The sequence below is a fragment of the Nocardia sp. NRRL WC-3656 genome, from assembly GCF_000720265.1.
Lineage (GTDB): Bacteria > Actinomycetota > Actinomycetes > Mycobacteriales > Mycobacteriaceae > Nocardia > Nocardia nova.
The window spans coordinates 12081-37281 of sequence record NZ_JOJF01000006.1 but is presented as its reverse complement, the minus strand read 5'-3'; the positions used below and the strand labels follow the sequence as shown (position 1 = coordinate 37281).

At 67.6% G+C, this 25201-nt stretch carries 26 protein-coding genes; 16 read left to right on the top strand and 10 right to left on the bottom strand.

The window, feature by feature from the left end:
* Positions 1–215 precede the first annotated feature (215 nt).
* Positions 216–644: an alpha-isopropylmalate synthase regulatory domain-containing protein gene (locus IG65_RS0110190; protein WP_030514620.1), complete on the top strand. Its 429-nt coding sequence runs from the start codon at positions 216–218 to the stop codon at positions 642–644.
* Between the two features lie 89 nt (positions 645–733).
* Here the strand turns inward: IG65_RS0110190 and trxA are convergent, their stop codons facing one another.
* Entirely contained in the window at positions 734–1099 is a 366-nt protein-coding gene (gene trxA, locus IG65_RS0110185) for a thioredoxin (RefSeq protein WP_030514619.1), read from the bottom strand.
* A gap of 76 nt (positions 1100–1175) precedes the next feature.
* Entirely contained in the window at positions 1176–1685 is a 510-nt protein-coding gene (locus tag IG65_RS0110180; protein WP_231509126.1) for a 2'-5' RNA ligase family protein, read from the bottom strand.
* Positions 1686–1867: 182 nt separating this feature from the next.
* On the opposite strand from IG65_RS0110180, the gene IG65_RS0110175 reads away from it, so the two are divergent.
* From IG65_RS0110175 to IG65_RS0110160, 4 genes are all read left to right on the top strand, one after another.
* Positions 1868–2950: an isocitrate/isopropylmalate dehydrogenase family protein gene (locus IG65_RS0110175; protein WP_030514617.1), complete on the top strand. Its 1083-nt coding sequence runs from the start codon at positions 1868–1870 to the stop codon at positions 2948–2950.
* Positions 2951–3102: 152 nt separating this feature from the next.
* Positions 3103–4011: an ABC transporter substrate-binding protein gene (locus IG65_RS0110170; protein WP_231509125.1), complete on the top strand. Its 909-nt coding sequence runs from the start codon at positions 3103–3105 to the stop codon at positions 4009–4011.
* A 6-nt stretch (positions 4012–4017) separates the two neighbouring features.
* Positions 4018–4968 (top strand): amino acid ABC transporter permease, encoded by a 951-nt coding sequence (locus IG65_RS0110165; protein ID WP_030514615.1) that lies wholly within the window; start codon positions 4018–4020, stop codon positions 4966–4968.
* Positions 4965–5753, top strand: coding sequence for an amino acid ABC transporter ATP-binding protein (locus tag IG65_RS0110160; protein ID WP_030514614.1), 789 nt, complete (start codon positions 4965–4967; stop codon positions 5751–5753). The genes IG65_RS0110165 and IG65_RS0110160 overlap by 4 nt, the downstream gene beginning before the upstream one ends.
* Before the next feature lie 14 nt (positions 5754–5767).
* Here IG65_RS0110160 and IG65_RS0110155 read toward each other — a convergent pair whose 3' ends face one another.
* On the bottom strand, positions 5768–6610 hold the full coding sequence (locus IG65_RS0110155; RefSeq protein ID WP_030514613.1) for an oxidoreductase: 843 nt from the start codon (positions 6608–6610) through the stop codon (positions 5768–5770).
* A gap of 90 nt (positions 6611–6700) precedes the next feature.
* Here IG65_RS0110155 and IG65_RS0110150 point away from each other — a divergent pair, with 90 nt between their 5' ends.
* Positions 6701–7594, top strand: coding sequence for a LysR family transcriptional regulator (locus IG65_RS0110150; RefSeq protein ID WP_030514612.1), 894 nt, complete (start codon positions 6701–6703; stop codon positions 7592–7594).
* Positions 7595–7613: 19 nt separating this feature from the next.
* On the opposite strand, the gene IG65_RS0110145 is transcribed toward IG65_RS0110150, so the two are convergent.
* Positions 7614–8525 (bottom strand): LysR family transcriptional regulator, encoded by a 912-nt coding sequence (locus IG65_RS0110145; RefSeq protein ID WP_030514611.1) that lies wholly within the window; start codon positions 8523–8525, stop codon positions 7614–7616.
* Positions 8526–8596: 71 nt separating this feature from the next.
* Here IG65_RS0110145 and IG65_RS0110140 point away from each other — a divergent pair, with 71 nt between their 5' ends.
* The 4 genes from IG65_RS0110140 (at position 8597) to IG65_RS0110125 (ending at position 12096) form a co-directional block, all read left to right on the top strand.
* Positions 8597–9961: an FAD-binding oxidoreductase gene (locus tag IG65_RS0110140; protein WP_030514610.1), complete on the top strand. Its 1365-nt coding sequence runs from the start codon at positions 8597–8599 to the stop codon at positions 9959–9961.
* 83 nt (positions 9962–10044) lie between these two features.
* A complete protein-coding gene (locus IG65_RS0110135) occupies positions 10045–10983 on the top strand; it encodes an SPFH domain-containing protein (protein WP_030514609.1) in 939 nt (312 codons plus the stop codon).
* Entirely contained in the window at positions 10983–11162 is a 180-nt protein-coding gene (locus IG65_RS0110130) for a hypothetical protein (protein ID WP_030514608.1), read from the top strand. Before IG65_RS0110135 ends, IG65_RS0110130 begins: the two co-directional genes overlap by 1 nt.
* 109 nt (positions 11163–11271) lie before the next feature.
* Positions 11272–12096, top strand: coding sequence for a hypothetical protein (locus tag IG65_RS0110125; protein ID WP_063833564.1), 825 nt, complete (start codon positions 11272–11274; stop codon positions 12094–12096).
* Here IG65_RS0110125 and IG65_RS0110120 read toward each other — a convergent pair.
* Complete coding sequence (locus IG65_RS0110120) at positions 12071–12952, bottom strand: class I SAM-dependent methyltransferase (protein WP_030514606.1); 882 nt, start codon at positions 12950–12952, stop codon at positions 12071–12073. The two genes, IG65_RS0110125 and IG65_RS0110120, sit on opposite strands and share 26 nt — an antisense overlap.
* Before the next feature lie 473 nt (positions 12953–13425).
* On the opposite strand from IG65_RS0110120, the gene rpsA reads away from it, so the two are divergent.
* Together rpsA and IG65_RS0110110 are read left to right on the top strand one after the other, a co-directional pair.
* Positions 13426–14898, top strand: a complete 1473-nt coding sequence (rpsA, locus tag IG65_RS0110115; protein ID WP_030514605.1) for a 30S ribosomal protein S1 — start codon at positions 13426–13428, stop codon at positions 14896–14898.
* Positions 14899–15119: 221 nt separating this feature from the next.
* Positions 15120–16649 (top strand): phospholipase C, encoded by a 1530-nt coding sequence (locus tag IG65_RS0110110; RefSeq protein WP_030514604.1) that lies wholly within the window; start codon positions 15120–15122, stop codon positions 16647–16649.
* Positions 16650–16703: 54 nt separating this feature from the next.
* Here the strand turns inward: IG65_RS0110110 and IG65_RS37700 are convergent, their stop codons facing one another.
* Positions 16704–16910, bottom strand: a complete 207-nt coding sequence (locus IG65_RS37700) for a hypothetical protein (protein WP_146098606.1) — start codon at positions 16908–16910, stop codon at positions 16704–16706.
* A gap of 291 nt (positions 16911–17201) precedes the next feature.
* Between IG65_RS37700 and coaE the strand changes: the two genes are divergently transcribed.
* On the top strand, positions 17202–18398 hold the full coding sequence (coaE, locus tag IG65_RS0110105) for a dephospho-CoA kinase (protein WP_030514603.1): 1197 nt from the start codon (positions 17202–17204) through the stop codon (positions 18396–18398).
* Positions 18399–18421: 23 nt separating this feature from the next.
* Here the strand turns inward: coaE and IG65_RS37695 are convergent, their stop codons facing one another.
* From IG65_RS37695 to IG65_RS0110090, 3 genes are all read right to left on the bottom strand, one after another.
* Positions 18422–18586 carry a hypothetical protein gene (locus tag IG65_RS37695; RefSeq protein ID WP_156055551.1) on the bottom strand — a complete coding sequence of 55 codons (165 nt, stop codon included), beginning with the start codon at positions 18584–18586 and terminating at the stop codon, positions 18422–18424.
* 42 nt (positions 18587–18628) lie between these two features.
* The gene (locus IG65_RS0110095; protein WP_030514602.1) at positions 18629–19153 is read right to left on the bottom strand and encodes a DUF402 domain-containing protein; all 525 of its coding nucleotides are present in this window, start codon (positions 19151–19153) and stop codon (positions 18629–18631) included.
* A gap of 86 nt (positions 19154–19239) precedes the next feature.
* Positions 19240–19803, bottom strand: coding sequence for a hypothetical protein (locus IG65_RS0110090; RefSeq protein ID WP_081879372.1), 564 nt, complete (start codon positions 19801–19803; stop codon positions 19240–19242).
* Positions 19804–20667: 864 nt separating this feature from the next.
* On the opposite strand from IG65_RS0110090, the gene uvrB reads away from it, so the two are divergent.
* Positions 20668–22851, top strand: coding sequence for an excinuclease ABC subunit UvrB (uvrB, locus tag IG65_RS0110085; RefSeq protein WP_030514600.1), 2184 nt, complete (start codon positions 20668–20670; stop codon positions 22849–22851).
* A gap of 71 nt (positions 22852–22922) precedes the next feature.
* Here the strand turns inward: uvrB and IG65_RS0110080 are convergent, their stop codons facing one another.
* Entirely contained in the window at positions 22923–23393 is a 471-nt protein-coding gene (locus tag IG65_RS0110080) for a VOC family protein (RefSeq protein ID WP_030514599.1), read from the bottom strand.
* Positions 23394–23469: 76 nt separating this feature from the next.
* Here IG65_RS0110080 and IG65_RS0110075 point away from each other — a divergent pair, with 76 nt between their 5' ends.
* Complete coding sequence (locus IG65_RS0110075; RefSeq protein WP_231509124.1) at positions 23470–24375, top strand: helix-turn-helix domain-containing protein; 906 nt, start codon at positions 23470–23472, stop codon at positions 24373–24375.
* 104 nt (positions 24376–24479) lie between these two features.
* A complete protein-coding gene (locus IG65_RS0110070; protein WP_030514597.1) occupies positions 24480–24896 on the top strand; it encodes a DoxX family protein in 417 nt (138 codons plus the stop codon).
* Positions 24897–25201: the final 305 nt, after the last annotated feature.

The following is a 25201-nucleotide window of genomic DNA, read 5'->3' as shown; positions in this document are numbered from 1 at the left end:
CCGCAAGCCACAGCGCCGCGCGCAACGTCGCCGACCGCGACCGCGTGGTGCGCCTTCCGCTTACCGCGATGGTGGCTGCGGCGCGACTTCTCGTAGTACCTCGCCGTAGCGGGAGCTGATTCGGACCGGCCCCCTCGCTGCGGCCGTTGACAAGTGTTTGCGCTGGTCCCCTCTGTCATCCGACCAACGACAAAGCTTCGGGAAGACCTAGTCCAATGACGATTACTATCGATACACATGCCTTCATCGCGGCCGCGCCCAAGGGGCTGCGCGCCGAATCCGCCGACCTGACGCCCGCGGAGTTCTACGACCGCTACTGCGCGCACACCGGCCCGGTCAAGCTCAGCGACTGGGCGCGGGCCGAACAGCGGGCGACCTACACCGCAACCATCGAACTCGCCGGACATGCGCGGACCGTGGTGTCCGCGGGCAGCCCGGTCGCCGCGCTGACCTCGGCGCTCTACGACGAGGGCTACCCGGTGGAGATTCTGCAGTTCCACCAGCGGCATACCGGCGCCGGCACCGCCACCTTCGTGCAGTGCGAATGCAACGGCCGCCGAGGCTGGGGCGCCGCGCTCGCCGGGGACGGGCCGGAGTCGACCGTTCGGGCCATGATCGCCGGCATCAACAAACTCGGGAACTGAGCTGGTTCGGCCACCGAGCCGACACGCGAAAACCACAGTGCCGCATCCCCTTTCGTGAAGAATCGGGATGCGGCACCGGTTCGTGCGGGTCAGCCCTGCTGCTGTTCGGCGAGCTGCTTGCGCACCTCTTCCATATCGAGCGCCTTCACCTGGGAGACCAGATCTTCCAGCGCGGCCGGCGGCAGTGCGCCGGGCTGCGCGAAGACCAGGACACCCTCGCGGAAGGCCATGATCGTGGGGATGGAGCGGATGTTGGCGGCGGCGGCGAGGCTCTGCTCGGCCTCGGTGTCGACCTTGCCGTGGACGACATCGGGATGCTGTTCCGAGGATGCCTCGAAGGTGGGCGCGAACGCCTTGCAGGGCCCGCACCAATCGGCCCAGAAATCGACGAGGACGACGTCGTTTCCGGTCACAATCTCGTCGAAGTTCTGCGCGGTCAGGGTCTGGGTGGCCATGACTTCCTCTCGTGTCGTTTTATGCGGTGCAACGCGGGACGCTGTGCATATCTTCCGCGCGGCCGGCGTCCGCGGCTCAACCGTGGACCCCACCCCCTGGGGAGATCGGCCACTCGATCCGCCGATCACCGTCCCACCGCCGAATACCCACCACGGTAGCCGCAAAATCCCGCTCGGCGGCCACCGCGTCGATCGCCGCGGGCCAGTGCTCCGGTTTCAGCCGCCGTGCCAGCGTGACGTGCGGGGTCCACGCGTCCGGGCACATGTTCGCCGGAACGCCGGGGCACGCGTCGACGACCGCCGCGATGCGCCGTTGCATCGTCAGCAGGTCCTCGGTGGGCACCACCAGCCGTACCAGAATCGGATGGCGGGCGCCGAATATCAGCAGCCCGCCCAGCCGGATCGGGAGCGGCCGGAACGGCAGGGCGGCCAGCGTCTTGTCCATCCGGGGCCAGATCTCGCGGGCGACCGCGACGGTGATATGCGGCCGGTGTTCCGGTGTGGGACTGTGCATTCCGGCCGTGGCCAGCACACCCCACTGCCGGCGGACCTCGGCCTCCGCCGCCTCGTCGAGTACCAGTTCCACCGACTGCACCATGGTTCAGGACAACTTACGCGCGCGGGCCGGGCCCGGTGCGCCGATTACCCGAGTTGCCGGGCAGGCCGGGCCCGCGGTCGGCTCGACGATCCGGCACCCAATAGGGTGACCCGGTGTGCCGGGCCGCGGACCGGCCGGGACGGGGTGGTGCGAGCAGAGGAGTGAGCGCGGTGGATGCGCGGCGGGCGGTGCGGCTCGGGCTGATCGAGGGCGACGGCATCGGGCCGGAGGTGGTGCGGGCGACCCGGGCCGTGGTGGACGAGGCTCTCACCGCGGCCGGTGCGGCGACGCCGGAATGGGTCGAGCTGCCGATCGGGCATGCGGCCATCGCCGAATGCGGGGAACCGCTGCCGGAGACCACGCTGTCGGCCCTCGCCGATCTCGATGCCTGGATCCTCGGTCCGCACGACAACGCCTCCTACGCGCCGCATCACCGCGTCGGGGCCCCGCCGGGCGGGGCGATCCGCAAACGCTTCGGCCTGTACGCGAATATCCGCCCGGCCCGGGCCTTTCCGGGCGTGCGGGCGGCGGCGAAGGACATCGATCTGGTGATCGTGCGCGAGAACAGCGAGGGCTTCTACGCCGACCGCAACATGTTCGCCGGTTCGGGCGAGTTCCGGCCCACCGCCGATGTGGCGATGGCCGTGGCCGTGATCACCCGGGCCGCCTGCGAACGCATCGCACATCAGGCCTGCACGCTCGCGGCAGCGCGGGGCGGCCGGTTGACGATCGTGCACAAGGCGAATGTGCTGCCGATGACGATGGGACTGTTCCGAGAGGTCTGCGCGGAGGTGGCCGCGGGATATTCCGGAATCGAGGTCGACGACGAGCACGTCGACGCCGCCGCGGCCCATCTGGTTCGCGCGCCCGGTGACTACGACGTGCTGGTGACCGAGAACCTGTTCGGCGACATCCTCTCCGACCTTGCGGGGGAGCTCGCCGGGTCGCTGGGCTTGGCGGCCTCGCTGAACTGCTCGGACGACAAGGCGATGGCTCAGGCGGTGCACGGCGCGGCTCCGACGCTGGCGGGGCGCAACCGGGCGAATCCGGGCGCACTGCAACTGTCGGCCGCGATGCTGTTGCGCTGGCTGGGCACCCGCGCCGGCGATCCGGCGCTGCTGGGCGCCGCCGACCGGATCGAGCGCGCGGTGGCGGCGACCCTGGCGGCCGGTATCGCCACCGCCGACCTCGGCGGACTGGCCTCGACCAGTGAATTCACCGAGCAGGTCCGGGCTCGCGTGCATCGCCGGTGAATCGGCGTGTACCCCTGCCGCCGGTCGTGGCGCGCATTAACCTTCGGTAACCGACCGGCGCATCTCGTGCCGATCGCCTAGATTTTCGAATGGCTGCATTGCTACACGGCGACCCGCTCACGGTGGCGGATCGCGCGAATACGGAGGGCCGCGTGTCAGTTCGACTCGGCGCCCGCGGGTACATCCTGCGAGCCGCGTGCGTGATCGTCGGTGCGGCGGTGCTGGCAGCGGGATGCTCGGACAACACCGAGGACGAATCGCCCAGGGTGCCCAAGGTGCCGGTGACGAAGGTCGAGTCGATCGCCGCGCAGCTGCCGCCGAAGATCGCGCAGGCGGGACGGCTCGTGGTCGGTGTGAACGTTCCGTACCAGCCCAACGAGTACCGGGATCCGCACACCGGACAGATCATCGGATTCGACGTCGATCTGATGGATGCGGTCGCCGCTGTGCTCGGTGTGCGCGCCGACTACCAGGAAGCCGATTTCGAGAAGATCATCCCGGCCATCGAGGCCGGCACCGTCGACGTGGGAATGTCGTCGTTCACCGACAACCTGACGCGGGAGAAGACCGTCGACTTCGTCGACTACTTCTCCGCCGGCATCCAGTGGGCACAGCGCAAGGGCCGCCCGATCGATCCGAACAACGCCTGCGGCAAGAAGGTCGCGGTGCAGCGCACCACGACCGAGGACATCGACGAGATCCCCGCGAAATCGAAGGCCTGCACCGATGCCGGCAAGCCCGAGATCCACAAGATGTCCTACGACGAACAGAGTGCGGCGGCCACCGCCCTGGTCCTCGGCCAGGTCGACGCCATGTCCGCCGATTCCCCGGTCACCGCGTATGCGATCAAGCGCAATCCCGACGCCATCGAGGCCGCGGGCCCGGTGTTCGAGGCCGAACCCTACGGCTGGCCGGTACCGAAGGGTTCGCCGCTGGCCCCGGTACTGCAAGCGGCGCTGCAGCATCTGATCGATTCCGGCGTCTACCGCACCATCGCCGAGAACTGGGGCGTGGAGGCCGGTGCGATCACCACCTCGGTCATCAACGGTGCGAAAGGCTGAGTGCACATGTCCGCGCAACCCCCCGCCGGCTCGCAGGCCGGGCCGCCCGAGGCGTCCATGCCGGAGCCGATCGAGGCCGTACCGCTGCGGCGGCCCGGACGCTGGATCGCCGCGGCGGTGCTGCTGATCCTGCTCGGGCTGTTCGTCTACGGTGCCGCCACCAACCCGGCCTATCGCTGGGACACCTACTGGAAATACCTGTTCGATCGGCGGATTTCCGAGGGTGCGGTGGTCACCCTCGAACTGACCGTGCTGGCGATGGCGATCGGCGTGATTCTCGGCGTGATCCTCGCGGTGATGCGGCTGTCGCCGAATCCGGTGTTGCGGTCGGTGTCGTGGGTGTATCTGTGGATCTTCCGCGGCACCCCGGTATACATCCAGCTCGTCTTCTGGGGTCTGTTCCCGGCGCTGTACAAATCGATTCAGCTCGGAATCCCGTTCGGCGGGCCCAGTTTCGTGCAGTGGGATGTGCAGGACTGGTCGCAGCCGTTCATCTTCGCCATGATCGGCCTGGGCCTGAACGAGGCCGCCTATATGGCCGAGATCGTGCGTGCCGGAGTCAATTCGGTGGGTGAGGGGCAGCGCGAGGCGTCGGTGGCGCTCGGCATGTCGTGGGGACAGACCATGCGGCGCACGGTGTTGCCGCAGGCGATGCGGGTGATCATCCCGCCCACCGGCAACGAGCTGATCTCCATGTTGAAGACCACCTCACTGGTCACCGCGATCCCGCTGACCACCGATCTGTACGGCCGCGCCCGCGATATCTACGGCATCAACTTCCAGCCGATCCCGCTGCTGCTGGTCAGCGCGACCTGGTATCTGGCGATCACCAGTGTGCTGATGGTCGGCCAGTTCTATCTCGAGCGGTACTACTCGCGCGGGGTGACGCGGCAGTTGACCGGCCGGCAGCTGCGCGCACTGGCCACCACCCAGCAGACGACGGAGGTCGGCAAATGAGCAGCGCCGTGGCGGCCTCGGCCGATGTTCCGATGATCCGGGCCGAGCGGGTGTGCAAGAACTTCGGTGCGCTGCAGGTGTTGCAGGGAGTGTCGCTCGAGGTCGCGCGCGGGCAGGTGATGTGCCTGATCGGCCCGTCCGGATCCGGCAAATCGACCTTTCTGCGTTGCATCAACCATCTGGAACGGGTGAACGCCGGGCGCCTCTACATCGACGGCGATCTGGTCGGCTATCGCGAGCGTGGGGGCAGACTCTACGAACTGCGTCCGCGGGAGTCGGCTCGCCAGCGCCGCGACGTCGGCATGGTGTTCCAGCACTTCAATCTGTTTCCCCATCGCACCGCGCTGGCGAATGTCATCGAGGCGCCGATCCATGTGAAGAAGCTCTCCCGCTCCAAGGCGGTCGCCCGGGCGCGGGAACTGCTCGATCGAGTCGGCTTGGCGGACAAGGCCGATGCCTATCCGGCGCAGCTGTCGGGCGGCCAGCAGCAGCGGGTCGCGATCGCCCGCGCCCTGGCGATGGATCCGAAGCTGATGCTGTTCGACGAGCCCACGTCGGCCCTGGATCCCGAGCTGGTCGGCGAAGTCCTCACGGTCATGCGCGAATTGGCGCAATCGGGCATGACGATGGTGGTCGTCACGCACGAAATGGGTTTCGCCCGCGAGGTCGCCGACCAGCTGGTGTTCATGGACGGGGGCGTGGTGGTGGAGGCCGGAGATCCGCGCGAGGTGCTGGCGAATCCGCAACACGAGCGAACCCAGGCCTTCCTGTCCCGCATCCTGTAGAACGCGATCGAGGCTCAGTTCTCCTCGAACGCCGTTGCGCGCGAGACCTTTTCCCATTCGCCGATCTCGGCGCGCACGGAGTCGAGGTGACCGAGCAGGGTGTCGACCGAATCGCTGCCCAGCGGCAGCCGCAGCGGGGTGCGCTCGGCCTCGAGTGCGGCGCGGATGGCGGCCGCGGCCTTGGCCGGGTCGCCGGGCTGGGTGCCGTCGCCGCCCTCGATCATGCGGCGGGTCTTGCCCGCGGTGTCGGCGTAGACATCGGATTCGGCGCTGAAATAGGCTGCGCCGGAACCGAACAGGCCGGTACGGAAGGCGCCCGGCTCCACGACGAGCACCCGGATGCCGAACGGCGCCACCTCGTCGGCCAGTGCCTCCGACAGCCCCTCCAGCGCGAATTTGGTTGCGCTGTAGGCGGAGAAGCCGGCGAACGACATCTGGCCGCCCACACTGCTCATCATGACGATCGCCCCGCTGCCCTGGGCGCGCATCTGCGGCAGGACGGCGCGAGTGAGCGCGGCGGGACCGAAGACGTGCAGGTCGAACAGGTCCCGCAACTCCCGGTCGGTGGTTTCCTCCACCGCGCCGACCTGGGTGCGTCCGGCATTGTTGACAAGCACGTCGATGCGGCCGTACCGGGCGATCACATCGGTGACGACCGCGTCGACGCGGGCGGTGTCGGTGACGTCGAGGGCGACGGCCTCGATGCGATCGGGATGGGCGGCGACCAGATCGTCCAGCGCGGCGGTGCGGCGGGCGACCGCGACGACGATATCGCCGGCATCGATCGCGTTCTGGGCGATCGCGCGGCCGAAACCGCTACTGGCGCCGGTGATCAGCCAGACCTTGCCTGTGCTCACGGAAACTCTCCTCGGTAGTTCGGGGTACGAGAGAAATCTTTGTCTGTCCCCAGTGGTGAAGTCCAAGACCTTTCGCTATAACCATCGGTTATGGATGTGCACGGACGTGATCTGCGGTACTTCGTCGCCGTCGCCGACGAGCTGAGTTTCACCCGTGCGGCCGAGGTGCTGTTCATTTCCCAGCCCGCGCTGTCGAAACAGATCCGCGCGCTGGAACGCCGGATCGGGGCGCCGCTGTTCGTTCGCGACGGCCGGGCGGTACGCCTGACCCCGGTGGGCCGGACCCTGCTGCCGCATGCGCGAAAGATGCTGGCGGACTGGGACATCGCGCGTGCCGAGGTGGAGGGCGCGAAGGCCGGCCAGCACGCCACCGTCACGATCGGGATCAGCACCAGTCCGGGACGCGGTCTGCTGCCGGCCATCCGCTCGCGCCTGGCCACCGCGTTCCCGCTCGCCAAACCCGTCCTGCGCCAATCGGGGTGGTCCGATCCGTCCGCCGGACTGGGCGACGGGAGCTGCGATGTCGCGTTCGTCTGGCTGCCCCTGGCCGAGCCGGAGCGTTACGAATGGATCGTGGTCGCGCGGGAGCCGCGCATGGTGGCCCTGCCCGAAGATCACCGCCTGGCCTCGCGACCGGCGATCGACTTCGCGGATCTGCTCGACGAACCGTTCCTGGCCTTGCCGAAGTCCGCGGCGGGCCTGCGCGACTACTGGCTCGGCGTGGACGCTCGCGGGGGACGTGCGCCGGTCATCGGCGCGGAGATCACCAGTACGGAGGAGACCTACGAGGCGCTGCTGAACGGCGACGGGGTGGTCCTGCTCGCGGCGGGCAACGTCCCGCTGGTCGCGCACGAGGGCGTGGTCGCCCGGGAAGTGCGGGGAATCGGCCCGAGCGAGCTCGCGCTCGCGTGGCGGTGCGGCGAGTCGCGGCCGCTGGTTCGCGGTTACATCGAGGCCTGCCGCCTGGTGGTCGGTAGTCGATAGCAGCGTCTTGTGTCGGCATTCATCGGTGCGCTGTCCTCCGGGGGGCCAGCGCGATCCGCAACTGCCCGAGCAGTACCTTCGCGGCCGGTGCCGCCGGCCGATCCGATCGCCAGACCAGGGCGAGCTGTCCGTACATCTCGGGGTCGGTGATCTCGATCATCCGGACTCCGGCGGCCTCGGCGTGGGCGGCACCGAGGGCCGGTACCACGGCGATACCCAGTCCTCCGGCGGCCAGCTGCACGAGCAGCGGCGGCGCGGCGGCCTCGAACTCGATCATCGGAGTGAATCCGGCAGCGGCACAGCAACGTTCGAGCACGCCGCGGATTCCGGTGCCTCGTGGCAGGCAGATCAGGGAGCGCTCGCGCAACTCGTCCAGTGCGATCCGGGAGCCGAACGCGTGATCATCGCGCGCTACGGCAGCGGCCAGGCGCGTCTCGAAGACGACGTCGGCGGCGAGGCGTTCGTCGAGTTTCTCGCCGGTCAGCCCGACCAGGGCGATATCGAGTCCGCCGTGGGTCAGCGCGGCGAGCATGCGGTCGGTGGTGTCCTCGGTGAGGGTGATGCCGACCTGCGGATGATCGCGGTGGAAGTCCGACAGGACCGTTGCGACGTCGAACTCCTCGGTCGCCGCCCCGGAGATCAGGCCGATGCGAACCTGCCCTCGCAACAATCCGGTGAACTCGTCGACGGTGAAGGAAACCTGTTGTGCCGCTGCCAATGCCGCCCGTGCGTGCGGCAGCACGGCGGCGCCGGCGGCGGTCAGTGTCACGGTGCGTCCCGACCGGTCGAGCAGCGGCTGACCCAATTCCCGTTCCAGCTGCCGGATCTGCGCCGAGAGGCCGGGCTGGGCCAGATGCAGCCGCTGGGCCGCCCGGGTGAAATTGGCCTCCTTGGCGACGGTGACGAAGTAGCGCAGCTGCCGCAGTTCCATAACTGCTCATTCTAGTATCGAGAAGAACTATCTGTTTTACTTCTCATTCGCCCGGCGGCAGAGTTCAGGACATGACGAACTCGAACTTCCCCGCCGAACTGCCCACCGTCACCGGCCCGGTCTTCCGTCCGGGTGACGACGGCTACGACGCCGAGGTCTCCGGCTTCCAGACCGCGTATTCGCACCGGCCCGATCTGGTCGTCGGTGCGCTCCACGCCGAGGATGTGCGCGCGGCCGTGGAATTCGCCGCCCGGCACCGGCTGCCCGTCGCCGTGCAAGCGACCGGGCACGGGCTCTCGGTGCCGGCCGCCGGCGGCGTGCTGATCAGTACGCGCCGGATGACCCAGGTGCGCGTCGATCCGGGCGCCCGCACCGCCTGGGTGGCCGCCGGCGTGCAGGCCGAGGCGCTGATCGCCGCGGCGGTCGCGCACGGTCTGGCGCCGCTGAACGGTTCCTCGCCCTCGGTCGGCGTGATCGGTTATCACCTGGGCGGCGGGCTCGGCATTCTGGCGCGCACCTTCGGCTACGCCGCCGACCGGGTCCGCGTCCTGGAACTGGTGACAGCCGACGGCCGGTTGCGCCGCCTCACCCCCGGCGACGAATTGTTCGGCGCCGCACTGGGTTCGGGCGGCAACTTCGGTGTGGTCACCGGCATGGAAATCGAACTGTTCCCGATCACCGAGGTCTACGGCGGACAGCTCACCTTCGACACCCCGCTTGTGGAACCCGCCCTCGAGGCGTGGCGGCAGTGGACCGCCGAGGCCCCCGAGGAGATGACCTCGGCGATCACCATGATGACGATGCCCGACGCCGCGGCGATTCCGGAACCGCTGCGCGGGCGCTATCTGGCCACCGTCAACATCGCCTTCACCGGGTCGGCCGCTGACGGTGAGCGGCTGGTCCGGCCACTGCGCGAGGTGGGTGCCCGGATCGCCGACGACCTGCGAACGATGCCCTACACCGATACCCACGGCATCTACCGCGACCCGAATTTCCCGCACGCCTACACCGCGACCAACGCGCTGCTGTCGGATCTGACCGCGGACGCGGCCTCGGCCTTCCTCGATGTCACCGGCCCCGAGGCGCCGGTCGCGGCGGTGGCGGGCTTCCGGCATCTCGGGGGAGCGCTGCGCCGCCCGGGTCCGGCGGGGATCGCGATGGATCACCGGGAGGCCGAGTACAACGCGCGCGTCATCACGATGCCGAACTCGGACGGCCCGGATCCGCGGGGCTACCACGATCTGGTCGCGAAGACGTTGGCGCCGTGGACGATCGGCCACAACCTGAACTTCCTCTACGGCGCCGGAGAGTGGGCCGATGAGAACCAGACCCGGGCCGGATACTCGGCGCGGACCTATGCGGGGTTGCGGGCGCTGAAGTCCGAGTACGACCCGGCCAACCTGTTCCGTTTCAACCGCAACATCCGGCCCGCCTGAGCGGAGTCCGCCGACCGGACCCCTGGCATCGGGGATATCTCTGCGCTATCGTAGTGATATCACTTCAATATTGGGAGGATGTCATGTCGCTGCGTCCGGCCTTCCGGCTGAACGGGTTCTTGATGCTGTTGGTGCTGCTGGTGGTCGGCACCGCCGGACTGATCGGCGGGGTCGCCGCCTCCAGCGCCGCCGGTTCGGGCGGGGGTGCCGGTGCGGCGATCGGCGCGGCCGCTGGATACGTGATCTTCGCGGTCGCGGTCATCCTGCTGACCGGGCTCACCACGGTCGGCCCGAACGAGGCCAAGGTGCTGCAGTTCTTCGGCCGCTACGTCGGATCGGTCGCCGACGCCGGCTTCTTCTGGGCCCTCCCGCTGACCACCAAACGGCGAATCTCGTTGCGGGTCCGTAATTTCGAGACGCAGAAGTTGAAGGTCAACGATTTCGACGGCAATCCGGTGGAGATCGCGGCCGTGGTGGTTTACCGGGTCGTGGACAGCTTCAAATCCGCCTTCGCCGTCGACGACTACGAGGAGTACGTGCAGACCCAGTCCGAGGCCGCGGTCCGGCACCTGGCCACGGTGCACCCCTACGACGCGGCCCCCGACGTGGTGCCCGCGGCCGTGGCGATGACGCCCGCTCTCGTGGGGGCCGACGACCCGGCCCCGACCAGTCTGCGCAACGGCGCCGAGGTCGCCGAGGAACTGACCACCGAACTGCGCGAACGTACCGCGCTCGCGGGTATCGAGATTCTCGAAGCGCGGATCACGCACCTGGCGTACGCGCCGGAGATCGCCCAGTCGATGCTGGTCCGCCAGCAGGCCGCACAGGTGGTGGCCGCGCGCAGCCGCATCGTCGAGGGCGCGGTCGGCATGGTGGGCATGGCGCTGCAGCGGCTGACCGAGGAGGGGATGGTCGACCTGGACGAGGAACGGCGGGCCTCGATGGTGTCGAATCTGCTGGTGGTGCTGTGCGGTGATCGATCCGCCCAGCCCGTCGTCAACACCGGAACGCTCTACTCCTGATGGCCAAGCGCGAGCCCAAGAAGGTGCTCGTCCGGCTCGATCCGGCCGTCCACGAGGCGATAGCCAAGTGGGCGGCCGACGACCTGCGCAGCATCAACGCTCAGATCGAGTTCGCTCTGCGGATGGCGCTCGATCAGGTGGGGCGCTCCCCGCGGCGGTCCGGGGAGACCCCCGAATAAAAACAAACCTGACACCCGTTTCGTCCGATATTTATTACCAGGTGGTCACGCCTTGAACACAAAACGCCCCAGGAAGTGCGAAAAGGTCACAGATGGGTAGCTTGGTTGCGTGCCAATCGTGTTCGAAACCGGGGGACTGCAGCAGCTTGACCAGACCACGTGGGGGAATCCGGCCACCCGTGACATCATCACGCTGAGCTATATCGATCTGGTACCGGACTTACCCGCCCCGCTGTCCGACATCGACACGTTGCGCCGCCGCCTCACCGAACTGCAGGCCGAGTTCGGCTGCCTGATCGAGGCACATGCCATCACCGTGGATTCCCAGCCGGCCCTGCTGCGCCTGGAGAAGTTCCCGCTGGCCGATCAGGCGTCCGGACTGGGCTTCACCGCCGGAATCGTCGTGCCCAAGGCCGGATGCAGCGCGATCGTGAAGATCATGTGTCCCGAAACCGGCCGCTCCGGCGTCCGGGAGGCCGCGGTCGTGCCGAAGGTCGGCTTCGCGAACATGTTCCCGCCGCATCCGTACGCGCCCGAGGTCAAGGGCAAGCTGCCCTACAACATCGCCGACGACGCGCGCTGGGATCCGCAGTTCCCGGACCATCCGCTGACCCGCGCGCGGCGCTGGATCACCCACGTCAGCCGGACCGCACGTATCGACCCGCGGTTCGCGGCCCTGCCGCCGTTCGCGGGTCCGGCCGACGCGGAGGCGTCGAGCGGTAAGGCGGCGCCCACCGGTAAGACACCGCCTACCGGTAAGACACCGCCCACCGGTAAGGTGGAGTCCGCCGCCGCGCCCGCCGCGCCGGTGGCCAAACCTGATCCGGGGAAGACCACGCCCATTCCCGCGCAGAACTCGGTGTCCGACGGCAAGGCGACGGCGGCGCCGCTGCCGCGGGCCGCGCGGGCTAATGCCGCGGCGGCTTCTCGGTAACGAAAATGGCTGTGCCGGGGAAGATCTCACCGCGCAATGGGCTCCACTGACCCCATTCGCGCTCGAGCCACTCCGGCCATTCGGGTTCGACGATGTCGAGCAGGGTCAGGCCCGCGCCGACGATGTCGCGGACCCGATCGCCGATCGTGCGGTGATGTTCGACGTAGATCGGTTCGTCGTCGGCGTCGACCTCGACGTAGGGCGTGCGGTCGAAGTAGGGGATCGTGGCGCGCAGTCCGTCCGGGCCCGGATCGTCGGGGAAGATCCACCGCATCGGGTGATTCACCGAGAACACCCAGCGCCCGCCCGGCCGCAGCACCCGGGCCACCTCCCGCATCACCCGGGCGGCATCGGCGACGAACGGGACCGCGCCGAACGCCGAACAGGCCAGATCGAACGATTCGTCCGCGAACGGCAGCGCCTCGGCACCGGCCTGCACCAGCGGCACCCGCGGTCCGCCGCGCGCCATCGCCGCGAGTCCGCGGTCGAGCATCGCCCGCGACAGATCCAGTCCGACCGGATGCGCGCCCTGAGCGGCCAGCCAGCGCGAACACGGCGCCGATCCGCAGCCGATCTCCAGGACGCGCCGCCCGGCGACCTCGCCCAGCAGATGCCAGTCGCCCTCGTGCAACCCCTCCGGGCACCAGACGAATTCTCCGGCTTCGGAGTCGACGCCCAGGAAATCGGCGTGCGTCTCGTGGTACTGCGCGGCATCGGCATCCCACCAGCGCCGGTTGGCGCGCTCGCTGACCGCCGACCCGACGGTCGCGCGGGTCACCCGCGCGGTGCCGAGCAGGGCATTGGCCTGGGCGTGGCGCTCGTCGTCGAGGAGGGCCGGATGCGGGTCGTCGGACATGGGTCGCAGCGTATGGCACGGCCCGGTCCGCGCCCCCGCGGACGCCGTCTCCGATCCGGCCGGCCCGGGCGCGACCGGGGTGCTTACGTCTCGGCCGTGACGGGTACCACACTGTGCGGGAACGGTGTTCGGTGCCGGCCGTATGATCATGGTGCGGGCGGGGGCCCGTGTTTGCTTGGCGTAACTCACGTCGCGTACGCTGTTTCCCGCGAGTGTCTTCGGCATTTGCGTAGCCGCTGTCGGTACTGTAGCGCTCGGTACCGGGCGCAGGGGTTACGGATTTCGGAAGTCGCCCGCAGGCTGTGATTTCGCAGCCGGTGCTGTGAGTTTCTGCAGTGAGTACAGCGTTGTGCTGTGTCGCAGCGATGTGCTGTGCATGGCCGTCAACGTAGTTCCACCGCTGTGACTTCACAGCAAAACCGAGAGTTCCAATGTCCACTACCGACCACAATCCGTCCGGAGCAACCCAACATATGCCCACCACCGTCACCTCGCCGCAGGTAGCCGTCAACGACATCGGCTCCGCCGAGGACTTCCTCGCCGCCATCGACAAGACGATCAAGTACTTCAACGACGGAGATATCGTCGAAGGCACGATCGTCAAGGTCGACCGCGACGAGGTTCTGCTCGACATCGGTTACAAGACCGAAGGCGTCATCCCTTCCCGCGAACTGTCCATCAAGCACGATGTCGACCCGGCCGAGGTCGTTTCCGTGGGCGATGAGGTCGAGGCCCTCGTTCTCACCAAGGAGGACAAGGAAGGCCGCCTGATCCTGTCGAAGAAGCGGGCTCAGTACGAGCGGGCGTGGGGCACCATCGAGGAGCTCAAGGAGAAGGACGAGGCCGTCAAGGGCACCGTCATCGAGGTCGTCAAGGGTGGTCTGATCCTGGACATCGGCCTGCGTGGCTTCCTCCCGGCCTCTCTGGTCGAGATGCGCCGCGTCCGCGATCTGCAGCCGTACGTCGGCAAGGAGATCGAGGCCAAGATCATCGAGCTGGACAAGAACCGCAACAACGTGGTCCTGTCCCGCCGCGCCTGGCTGGAGCAGACCCAGTCGGAGGTTCGCAGCGAGTTCCTGCACCAGCTGCAGAAGGGCCAGGTCCGCAAGGGCGTCGTGTCCTCGATCGTCAACTTCGGTGCGTTCGTCGATCTCGGCGGCGTCGACGGTCTGGTGCACGTCTCCGAGCTGTCCTGGAAGCACATCGACCACCCGTCCGAGGTTGTCGAGGTCGGCATGGAGGTCACCGTCGAGGTTCTCGACGTCGACCTGGACCGCGAGCGCGTTTCGCTGTCGCTCAAGGCCACCCAGGAAGACCCGTGGCGTCAGTTCGCCCGCACCCACGCCATCGGCCAGATCGTGCCCGGCAAGGTCACCAAGCTGGTTCCGTTCGGTGCGTTCGTGCGCGTCGAAGAGGGCATCGAGGGCCTGGTGCACATCTCCGAGCTGGCCGAGCGCCACGTCGAGGTGCCGGACCAGGTTGTCGCCGTGGGCGACGACGCGATGGTCAAGGTCATCGACATCGACCTGGAGCGCCGCCGGATCTCGCTGTCGCTGAAGCAGGCGAACGAGGACTACCACGCCGAGTTCGACCCGTCGAAGTACGGCATGGCCGACAGCTACGACGAGCAGGGCAACTACATCTTCCCCGAGGGCTTCGACCCCGAGACCAACGAATGGCTCGAGGGCTTCGACAAGCAGCGGGAAGAGTGGGAAGGCCGCTACGCCGAGGCCGAGCGTCGCCACAAGATGCACACCGCTCAGATGGAGAAGATGGCGGCCGACGCCGCCGCCGAGGCCGCCAACGGTGGTGCCTCCGGTAACTACTCCTCCGAGAGCGGTGCGCAGAGCTCGTCCTCCAGCTCCTCGTCGGAGTCGGCCGGCGGTTCGCTGGCCAGCGACGCGCAGCTCGCCGCGCTGCGTGAGAAGCTGTCCGGCAACGCGTAAATCGCTGAGCTGAAACGAAGGCCCCGGTCCATCGGACCGGGGCCTTCGCCCATCTCCGGGCTACTCGTTCCGCCCCTCGTCACCGCGTCGATGCCGCCGGTCCATTATTCTCGGCGAGGATCTGCCACTGTCCTCTGTCAGCCGGCACGGTCTTGTCGGCCGGCACTGTCCTGTCAACCGGCACTGTTCATTTCACCGACGCGGAAGGTCTCGGCACCGGCATGGGTCTGTTCGACGGCATCAACAGGCGTGATTTTCTGGCGAAGGCCATGGCGGCCGGTGGAGCGGGGGCCCTGGCCGCCTGGGCGAATCCGATCATCGAGCGCGCGCACGCGGCCGACCCGGCGGGGATGGGCGGGCTCGGCGATATCGAGCATTTCGTCCTGCTCATGCAGGAGAACCGCTCGTTCGACCACTACTTCGGAACCCTGTCCGGTGTAAGGGGTTTCGACGACGCCTCGCCGGCGTGGAAGCAGTACGGCTACGCGCCCGGCGTCGGGCCCACCGCCGACGGGTTCATCGTCCCGTTCCGGCTCGACACCACCCGTGGCGCGACCCTCGACGGTGAGTGCATCAACGATCCCGATCATTCCTGGGCCGGAATGCACGAGGCGTGGAACGGCGGCCGCAACGACCGCTGGATGCCGATGTCGGTGGCCGGCGTCGGCGCTGCCAACGGTCCGGCGGCCATGGGGTATTACACCCGCGCCGATATTCCGGTTCACCACGAGCTGGCCGATGCGTTCACCCTCTGCGACCACTACCACTGCTCGGTGCTCGGCCCGACCGACCCGAACCGGCTGTACTGGATCTCCGCCACCATCGACCCCGACGGTCTGGCCGGCGGGCCGATGGTGGAGACGCCGACGCTGATCCCGCAGAACGTCTACAGCTGGCGCACCTATCCGGAGAACCTCTCGGAGGCCGGCGTCGACTGGAAGATCTACAACAACCGCGATGTCGGACCGATCTCGTCGGTGATCCTCGACGGCATGATGGGTTGCTTCACACAGGCCGCTGACCCGAATTCCGAACTCGCCAAACGCGGCAAGGCCCCGGTGTATCCGCAGGACTTCGCCGCGGACGTGGCCGCCGACCGGCTTCCCTCGGTGTCGTGGGTGATCCCGCCGCTGTTCAACTGCGAACATCCCGCGCTGCCACCCGCGTTGGGCGCGGTGGGCATCATGCAGGTGCTCGACATCCTCACCTCCAACCCGAAGGTGTGGGAGAAGACCGCGCTCATCGTGAGCTACGACGAGAACGGCGGCTTCTTCGATCACGTCACCCCGCCGACACCGCCGCCCGGCACACCGGGGGAGTACCTGACGGTGGATCTCGGGCGGGTGCCGGCGGCCAAGGGGGTCGCCGGTCCGATCGGATTGGGTTACCGCGTCCCGTGCTTCGTCATCTCGCCGTATTCGCGCGGCGGGCTGGTCGCCTCGCAGACCTTCGACCACACCTCGCAATTGCGTTTGCTGGAACGTCGTTTCGGCGTGGAGGTGCCGAATGTGACCGCATGGCGGCGCAGCGTCACCGGCGATATGACCTCGGCATTCGATTTCGGTTCGACGCCCGATTCCGTGCCGCCGCGAATTAGCGATCCGAAACCGAAATCGGATGCCGCACTCGCGCAATGTGGGCCGAATATCGCGCTCGGTACCGAGGGTAAGGGAATTCCCTATCCGGTGCCGCCGAATGCGATGCCGAGCCAGGAACCGGGCTCGCGCCGGACCCCGAGCGGCCTGGTGTGAAAAACGGGCGGCCCACCGAATCCGCGGTGGGCCGCCGAACGTTCGATGTACTGGTCAGCTCGCCGTGGCGGGAATCCAGCGGGTGACCCCGCCCCGGCTGCGCATGGCCGCGAAGCTGTGCCGCGCCGGGCTGAGTAGGGCGGTCAACCACGAACGGCGGTGTTCGGCCAGTGCTGCCGCAACGGCGGGAATCCGAATGCAGTGCACGGTGCCTGCCATACCCAGCCGGTGGCGACCCGACTGGATGTTTGTGGTGCCCAATGATCTTCCTTCGCTAGCTCGGATGGCCTGGATCGCCCGCGGCGAAACAGTAGCGGAACAAAAGTGTGGGGTTGCGGATTTTGCGTGACTTCGAGCCCGGCGTGTCGGAAAGTTGCCGACCCCAGGTCGGTATCGGGCGGAAAAAGTTGCGAATTGATATCACCGGCGTCACGGAATGGGTAATACCGCGTGGTCGAGGTGAAAAGGATTCACGCGGTGGGTAATCAGCTCTATCGCCCCGCGGCCGGGGTGCGGGCGCGGACCGCGGTGGTGGGATGCGAGACTGGGGAAATGTTGCGTATCGGTCTCACCGGAGGCATGGGAGCGGGTAAGTCGACGGTGGCGCGGCTGCTGGTGGAATACGGGGCTGTTCTGGTCGACAGCGACGCCATCGCCCGCGAGGTCGTCGAACCCGGCACCGAGGGCCTCGCCGCACTCGTCGCGGCGTTCGGCCCGGAAATCCTGGCCGAGGACGGCAGTCTGAACCGCCCCGCGCTCGCGGCGGTCGCCTTCGCCGACGAGCAGTCGCGCACGACGCTGAACTCGATCACCCATCCGCTGGTCGGCCGGCGCACGACCGAGCTGATCGCCGCCGCGCCGGCGGACGCGATTGTGGTGCAGGACGTTCCGCTCCTGGTCGAGAACAATCTCGGCGCGATGATGAATCTCGTCGTGGTGGTGATGGCCGATGAACAGACGCGCGTGCACCGGCTCGAGCAGTTCCGCGGCGTGAGCCGCGCGGACGCGCTGGCGCGGATCAAGGCACAGGCCAGTGACGACCAGCGGCGGGCGGCCGCGGATGTCCTGCTGGACAACAACTCCGACGCCGAGGCGCTGGCGCCGCAGGTGCGGGCGCTGTGGGAGCAGCGCCTGCTGCCGTTCGAACACAATGTGCGCACGCGGACCCCGGCGCGCTCGACCGGGGCGGTGCGGCTGGTCGAGCCGGATCCGCAGTGGCCGGCGCAGGCGCAGCGGTTGATCGGCCGGCTATGGCTGGCCTGCGGTGGCGATGCGCGCCGCATCGATCACATCGGTTCCACCGCCGTGCCGGGGCTGGCGGCCAAGGATGTGATCGACATCCAGATCACGGTCGCCGACCTCGCGACGGCCGACGCACTGCGAGACCGGTTGGCGCTCGCCGGTTTTCCCCTGGTCGACTCGGTCACCGGCGACAACCCCAAACCGACGCCGCAGGATCCCGCGGGCACCGATGCCGAACTGTGGGCGAAACGTCTGCACGGCAATGCCAACCCCGGGCGGCTCGCGAATATCCATGTGCGCGTGGATGGTTCGCCGGGGCAGCGCTTCGCGTTGGACTTTCGCGACTGGCTGCGCGCCGACGCCGACGCCCGTGCCGAGTATTCGGAGATCAAGCGCCGCGGGGAGGCAGAGGCGGCGGGCAAGCTGGGCGACGAGGCCGTCGAGGCCTACCTGTCGGTGAAGGAACCCTGGTTCGACAAGATCTACGAGCGAGTTCCCCGCGCCTGATACAGGCACCACCCGTACCGCGGTCAGCGCGATACGGAGGTGATCCGGTCGATCTCCGCGAGGTCCTCGGCGGTGGGCTGCCACTGCCCGGCCCGGACATTGGCCTCGAAATTGTTGGTGCCCAGTCCGACGACCGACACCGCGAGCCCCGAGTTCCCGATCCGGCGCAGCGAAGACGACTCACCCATGGCTCTCCTTGTTCTCGAGGTTGCGTAGCTCGGCCCGTACCATCACCGCCAGCCGATCTCGATACCTCGCGAGCGCAGCCAGGACTCGAAATCGTAACCGTGCGAGGCGATTCCGTCGATCGCCCGGGTGGCGGCCTCGATCGCCTGCTGCGCCTGCGACGCGCTCAGATATCCGGCGGCGTGAGCGGCCAGGAGCTCGTCGACGTCGAGCAGAATCGCCTCGCGGCCGGTTCGGACCACGATGTCGAGGTAGTGGTCGACCGACTTCCACATCTGCGGCCCCGCCGCGGCGAAATCGCCGATATCGAGGTAGAAGTCCTGGTCACGTCGATGGGTGGGACGGAAGTGGAAGATGGTGGCGCGCAGCGACAGCTCCGGCAGCAGCCAGGATTCGAGGTAGTGGAATTCCGGATGATCGGCGGTGCGGGCCATGTAGAGCCCCCACGGTTCGGTCCGATACGTCTCCACCGGCCGCACGAAGCCCTTCGGATCGGTGTTGGTGGACCCGGCGAGGTCGAAGTATTCGATCTTCGGCCGATGCAGATCGACCACATGCCCCTGCGTCATGCCCCGAATCTACCGCCGCGGGCCCGCAAAACGCCCGCTCGCGCCGCGATCCGGATGATCATCGACGCGAGCGGGCGGTGACGCGGTTACAGCCAGTGCAGGGCGATGCCCTGGGTGGTGAGCCAGCGTTCGAAGTTGTGATCGTGCGAGGCGATACCGTCGATGACCGCGGTGGCCTGCTCGAACGCGCGCTGAGCCGTCTCGGCCGATACGTGGCCGGCCGCGTGCGCGGCGAACAGTTCGTCGACCCCGTGCAGTTCGCAGACGTGGCCGTTGCGGGCGACGATGTCGATGTAGTGGTACTCGGCCCGCCAGCGCTTCGGCTCGATCTTGGCGAAGTTGCCGATATAGATGTGATAGATCGGATCGCGATCGTGTGCCGCGTTGACGTGATGCATGGTGACGCGGATCGACTGCCTGGGCAGCAGCCAGGTCTCGGTATAGCGGTAGGGCGGGGTATCGGCGGCCCGGACCAGATACAGCCCCCACGGCTCGGCGTGATAACTGTCGACCGAATGGACGAAACCGCGGGAATCGGTTCTGGTGAGATCGGCGATATCGAAATATTCGACGTGCGGTCTGTGTGCCGTACCCGATGGTGGCACCGGAATCGGTGCTTTTCGGCCCGGAATGTTGCGATTCGACGGCATTGGGCTGACTCCATTGGGCGCGGCAGTGCGCAGAGTCCGGGTGACACGTTCAGCGAGGAAACCGGCCATAACACTTGCCCTTCTCGACTTCCGACCGGATCAGCGTACACCCGGGCAACCCCCTCCGGCGGGGTGAAAACGACACGGAATTCGGCTGATTCGGCCGTGCCGTGATCATCGAGGCGGCTTGTGCTACCGGACATTTCGGGCATCTGGTCGGTTGATCCAATTCTGCGCGCGCGGTTGCCGGAGCAATGCTCCCGCAGTCCCGGCAAACCTCCGGCCAGGCCTGTCGCAATAATCGGCGGCGGGGTTCCGGAGGCGCCGGCGGGCGGGAGTGTGGCCGCGCCTTGGGGGAATTGTGGAATTATTGTGCGGGATAATGTTTTCGGCCCGCAGTGGCCGAAACACGGTGGCCTATTTCGAATTGTTCGAAATGTCCGGAACAGTCGGCGGAGAATTGCGCCGCCGGTAGCGCGAGCTGGGCCGAAATGATTGGCATACGGCATGTTCCGGAGGAGGGGACGGCGTCCGCGCGCCCACCGGGTGTGTCGACGCTCGATCCGGAGGGTCCGGTTCACGGTGGACGGTCCCGGGAATATGCGGGTTCGGGCGCGCCGGCGGGGTCACACGGCAGCCGTTTTATCGAAGGCCGGAGGGCCGCCGGTTTTGCCGTGTGGTTGCCCCGGGCAGGGCGGTGTGCACGCCGGGCGGCCACGCCGGCCGGGGCGGTGTCAGGGCCGTGCGGCGGCAGGCTGCTGCCGCCGATACGCAGTCGTGGCCGAAAAATGATCACCGGGTGTCCGGCTGTGCCCGCGGTCACGGCGCCGGAACTTGTCGGTGCCGCGGCTTACCCTGGTGACCATGGCTTTCGCAACGGAGATCCCCGCGGATTCGGACGCACCCGGCGGGCAGCCGCTGGCGCATTCGGAATTCCGGCCGATCGGGGCGATCGAGCGCTCCGACGGGCGGTTCGAGGTCGTCAGCGAGCATCAGCCCGCCGGTGACCAGCCCGCCGCGATCGCCGAGCTGGAGCGGCGGTTGCGTGGCGGCGAGAAGGACGTGGTGCTGCTCGGCGCCACCGGCACCGGCAAGTCGGCCACCGCGGCCTGGCTGATCGAGCGGGTGCAGCGCCCGGCCCTGGTCATGGCGCCGAACAAGACCCTGGCGGCCCAGCTGGCCAACGAACTGCGCGAGATGCTGCCGCACAACGCGGTCGAGTACTTCGTCTCCTATTACGACTACTACCAACCCGAGGCCTATATCGCGCAGACCGATACCTATATCGAGAAGGACTCCTCGATCAACGACGACGTGGAGCGGCTGCGCCATTCGGCGACCTCGAGCCTGCTCTCGCGCCGCGATGTCGTGGTGGTCGCCTCGGTCTCGTGTATCTACGGTCTGGGTACCCCGCAGTCCTATCTGGACCGCTCGGTGCAGCTCGAGGTCGGTACCGAGGTCGAGCGCGACCGGCTGCTGCGCCTGCTGGTCGATGTCCAGTACACGCGCAACGACATGGCCTTCACTCGCGGGTCGTTCCGGGTGCGCGGCGACACCGTCGAGATCATTCCCTCCTACGAGGAGCTCGCGGTCCGGATCGAATTCTTCGGCGACGAGATCGAGGCGCTGTACTACCTGCATCCGCTCACCGGCGATGTGGTGCGTCAGGTCGACACCCTGCGCATCTTCCCGGCCACCCACTACGTGGCCGGGCCGGACCGGATGGAGCGCGCGGTCGCCGATATCGAGACCGAACTCGAACAGCGGCTGGCGGATCTGGAGCGGCAGGGCAAACTCCTCGAGGCACAGCGGCTGCGCATGCGCACCCAATACGACCTGGAAATGATCCGGCAGGTCGGGTTCTGCTCCGGTATCGAGAACTACTCGCGGCATATCGACGGCCGCCCGGCGGGGTCGGCGCCGGCGACGCTGCTCGACTACTTCCCGGAGGACTTCCTGCTGATCATCGACGAGTCGCACGTGACCGTCCCGCAGATCGGCGGCATGTACGAAGGCGATATGTCGCGCAAGCGCAACCTCGTCGAATACGGCTTCCGGCTGCCCTCGGCGGTCGACAACCGCCCGCTCACCTGGGAGGAGTTCGCCGACCGGATCGGCCAGACCGTGTACATGTCGGCCACGCCCGGCCCGTACGAGCTGGGCAGTACCGGCGGTGAATTCGTCGAGCAGGTGATTCGCCCGACCGGTCTGGTCGACCCGCAGGTGGTGGTCAAGCCGACCAAGGGCCAGATCGACGATCTGGTGCACGAGATCCGCACCCGCACCGAACGCGACGAACGCGTACTGGTCACCACCCTGACCAAGAAGATGGCCGAGGACCTCACCGACTATCTGCTGGGCATGGGGGTTCGGGTGCGCTACCTGCATTCGGAGATCGACACGTTGCGCCGCGTCGAACTGCTGCGGCAGCTGCGGCTGGGTGAGTACGACGTACTGGTCGGCATCAACCTGCTGCGTGAGGGCCTCGACCTGCCGGAGGTGTCGCTGGTAGCGATTCTGGACGCCGACAAGGAAGGCTTCCTGCGCAGCGCCACCAGCCTCATCCAGACGATCGGGCGCGCCGCGCGCAACGTCTCCGGCGAAGTACACATGTACGCCGACAAGGTGACCGATTCGATGCGCCAGGCCATCGACGAGACCGAACGCCGGCGGGCCAAGCAGATCGCCTACAACGAAGCCAACGGCATCGATCCGAAACCGCTGCGCAAGAAGATCGCCGACATCCTCGATCAGGTCTACCGTGAGGCCGACGAGACCGAGGTCGAGGTCGGCGGATCCGGACGCAATGCCAGCCGCGGACGCCGTGCCCAGGGCGAACCCGGCCGCGCGGTGAGCGCCGGCGTGTACGAGGGCCGCGACATCGCGAATATGCCGCGCGCGGAACTGGCGGATCTGGTGGCCCAGCTGACCGATCAGATGATGAACGCCGCCCGCGAGTTGCAGTTCGAGCTGGCCGGGCGATTGCGCGACGAGATCGCCGACCTGAAGAAGGAGTTGCGGGGTATGGACGCTGCCGGGCTGAAATGAGTTCCCGCACAGCATCTTTCCCGCGGATGCGGCGGTGGCCCGGCCGGACCGGGGCACCCGCGCGGCCCGCTTCAGCTCTGCGTGGCCATCCACTCGTTGACCCGGCGCTCGCCCTCCTCGCGCGAGACGTCCTCGACCCGGGTCATGACCACCCAGCGATGTCCGAACGGATCCATCACCAGCCCGTAGCGGTCGCCGGTGACGAACGTCTGCGGCTCCTCGACCCGGGCTGCACCGTGTTCGGCGGCGCGGGCGACGACAGCGTCGACATCGGGGCAGTAGTGCACGATGCTGGTGTGCACCCAGCCCGATTCGGGTGCGCGCACCCCGTGATCGGGGATGGGCATACCCATCTGGATGGTGGAATCGCCGATCGCCAGTTCGGCGTGCGCCGGTTGCCCGTCGGGAAGGTCGTTGCGGCTGAGCACCTTCGCGCCGAAGACCGCGGAGTAGAACTCGATGGCCTTGTTGCCGTCGGGTACGGCCAGGAAACAGTTGATGGAGTGATAACCCTCGGGAATGGGATTGACGTCGTTGCTCATAGGGACAACTCTCGGCCATTGCGGGGAGAAGATCTTGGAAGAAAGCGACAGTCTCGTCCGCGGCGGGAGACGGTCCGTGCCGACCGGTGACGGGCGCGCGAAAGGCGCTGCGCTGCAACCGGTTCCGGTACCACCACCGGAAGTGACCAAGGGCATCCTGCATCCCCGCGAGCAGGAGCGCCACCGCCGGCTGATCCGCTTACCGGCTAGTCCGCGCACCGCCGAATTCGTCGAATGGTATTGGTCGGTCTCCTGGGATCTGCGCGGCCGGCCGGCCTACCAGGCGCAGGTGCTGCCGTTTCCCTCGGTCAATGTCAGCTTCGAGCGGTCCGTCACCCGCACCGGCGGGTTCGTCAACGGCGTGACCACCGGCAAATTCGTCCGCGAACTGGCGGGGGAGGGTGAAACCTTCGCCGCGAAGTTCCGTCCCGGCGGCTTCGGCGCCTTCACCGGAATCGATGTGGGCGCCCTGCGCGATACCGCGATCGAACTGACCGAGGTGCTGCCGGAGGCCGCGGGCCTGACCGAACGCGTGCTGGCTGCCGACAGCGCCGGCGAACGCCGCGACATCGTCGACGCCTACTTCGCCCGCGCCGCGCGCCGCCGCGCGCCCGACGACAACTATCTCCTGGTGCTGCGCATCATCGCCGCGATGGAAGCCGATCCGGACCTGACCCGCGTCGACCAGGTCACCGCCCGTTTCGACATCCCGATCCGCACCCTGCAACGCCTGTTCCGCCGCTACGTCGGAGCGGGCCCGAAGTGGGTGCTGCGCCGCTACCGGCTTCAGGACGGCGCACAACTGCTGGCGCAGGGCCGCACCGACGATCTGGCCACCCTGGCACTGGAACTCGGCTATTTCGATCAAGCCCATTTCAGTCGCGAATTCGCGAACGAGATCGGAATGGCGCCGCTGGAATACGCGCGCGCATCGCTACTGTCACACCACGCCTCACCGCGGGACTCTGCGCCGGATCGCTGATTCGTTTCGGCCGAACCGGTTCCGGGAATAACCGACCACATAAGTAGTTGAATGCTGTACTACCAGTCCGGCGGCGGTGCTGTCGGCCGACAGAGGAGTTGGCGATGAGTGTTCTGGTGCTGATCGGGCGCATTCTGTTCGTCATATTGTTCGCGAGTTCGGCGATCGGGCATCTGACGCAGGCCGATGCGATGACCGGTTACGCCCGCAGCAAGGGTGTTCCGATGGCGAAGGGGGCGGTGCTGGGCTCGGGGGTGGTGCTGCTGCTCGGGGCCTCGAGCGTGCTGCTCGGGGTGTGGGCCGATCTGGGTTCACTGCTGCTGTTCGTATTCCTGCTGCCGACCGCATTCCTCATGCATCCCTTCTGGAAGGAATCCGATGCTCAGGCCAAACAGGGGGAGATGATTCATTTCAACAAGGATCTGGCATTGGCCGGTGCGGCGCTCATGCTGTTCGCCTTCTTCGCTCATGTCGACGATCTCGGCGCCACAATCACCGGACCGCTATTCCACCTCGGTTGATCGCGGAACGGCCGCATTCGGCATTCCGTTTATTACCTCGCATATCCGGTAAGCGCCCGAATCGGTTCCCCCGCCGGGAATTGTGAGTTCTCACCATCGCGCCCGGGTCTCGTTGTGCACCCGGGCAATCGCGGTCGGCGTAATTGGGGAATCCCGCTTCTGTGACGAAAATCCCAGGGCCACAAGCGGGTTCGCAACTGCGACAACGATCGCAGCGAGATGGGTCTGCGGTCGGGATCCGCGCTGGTGAGACGGGTCGTGCGGCCATCCGGCCGGCTAATGTGGCGTGGGGATCGCGAGGCGCA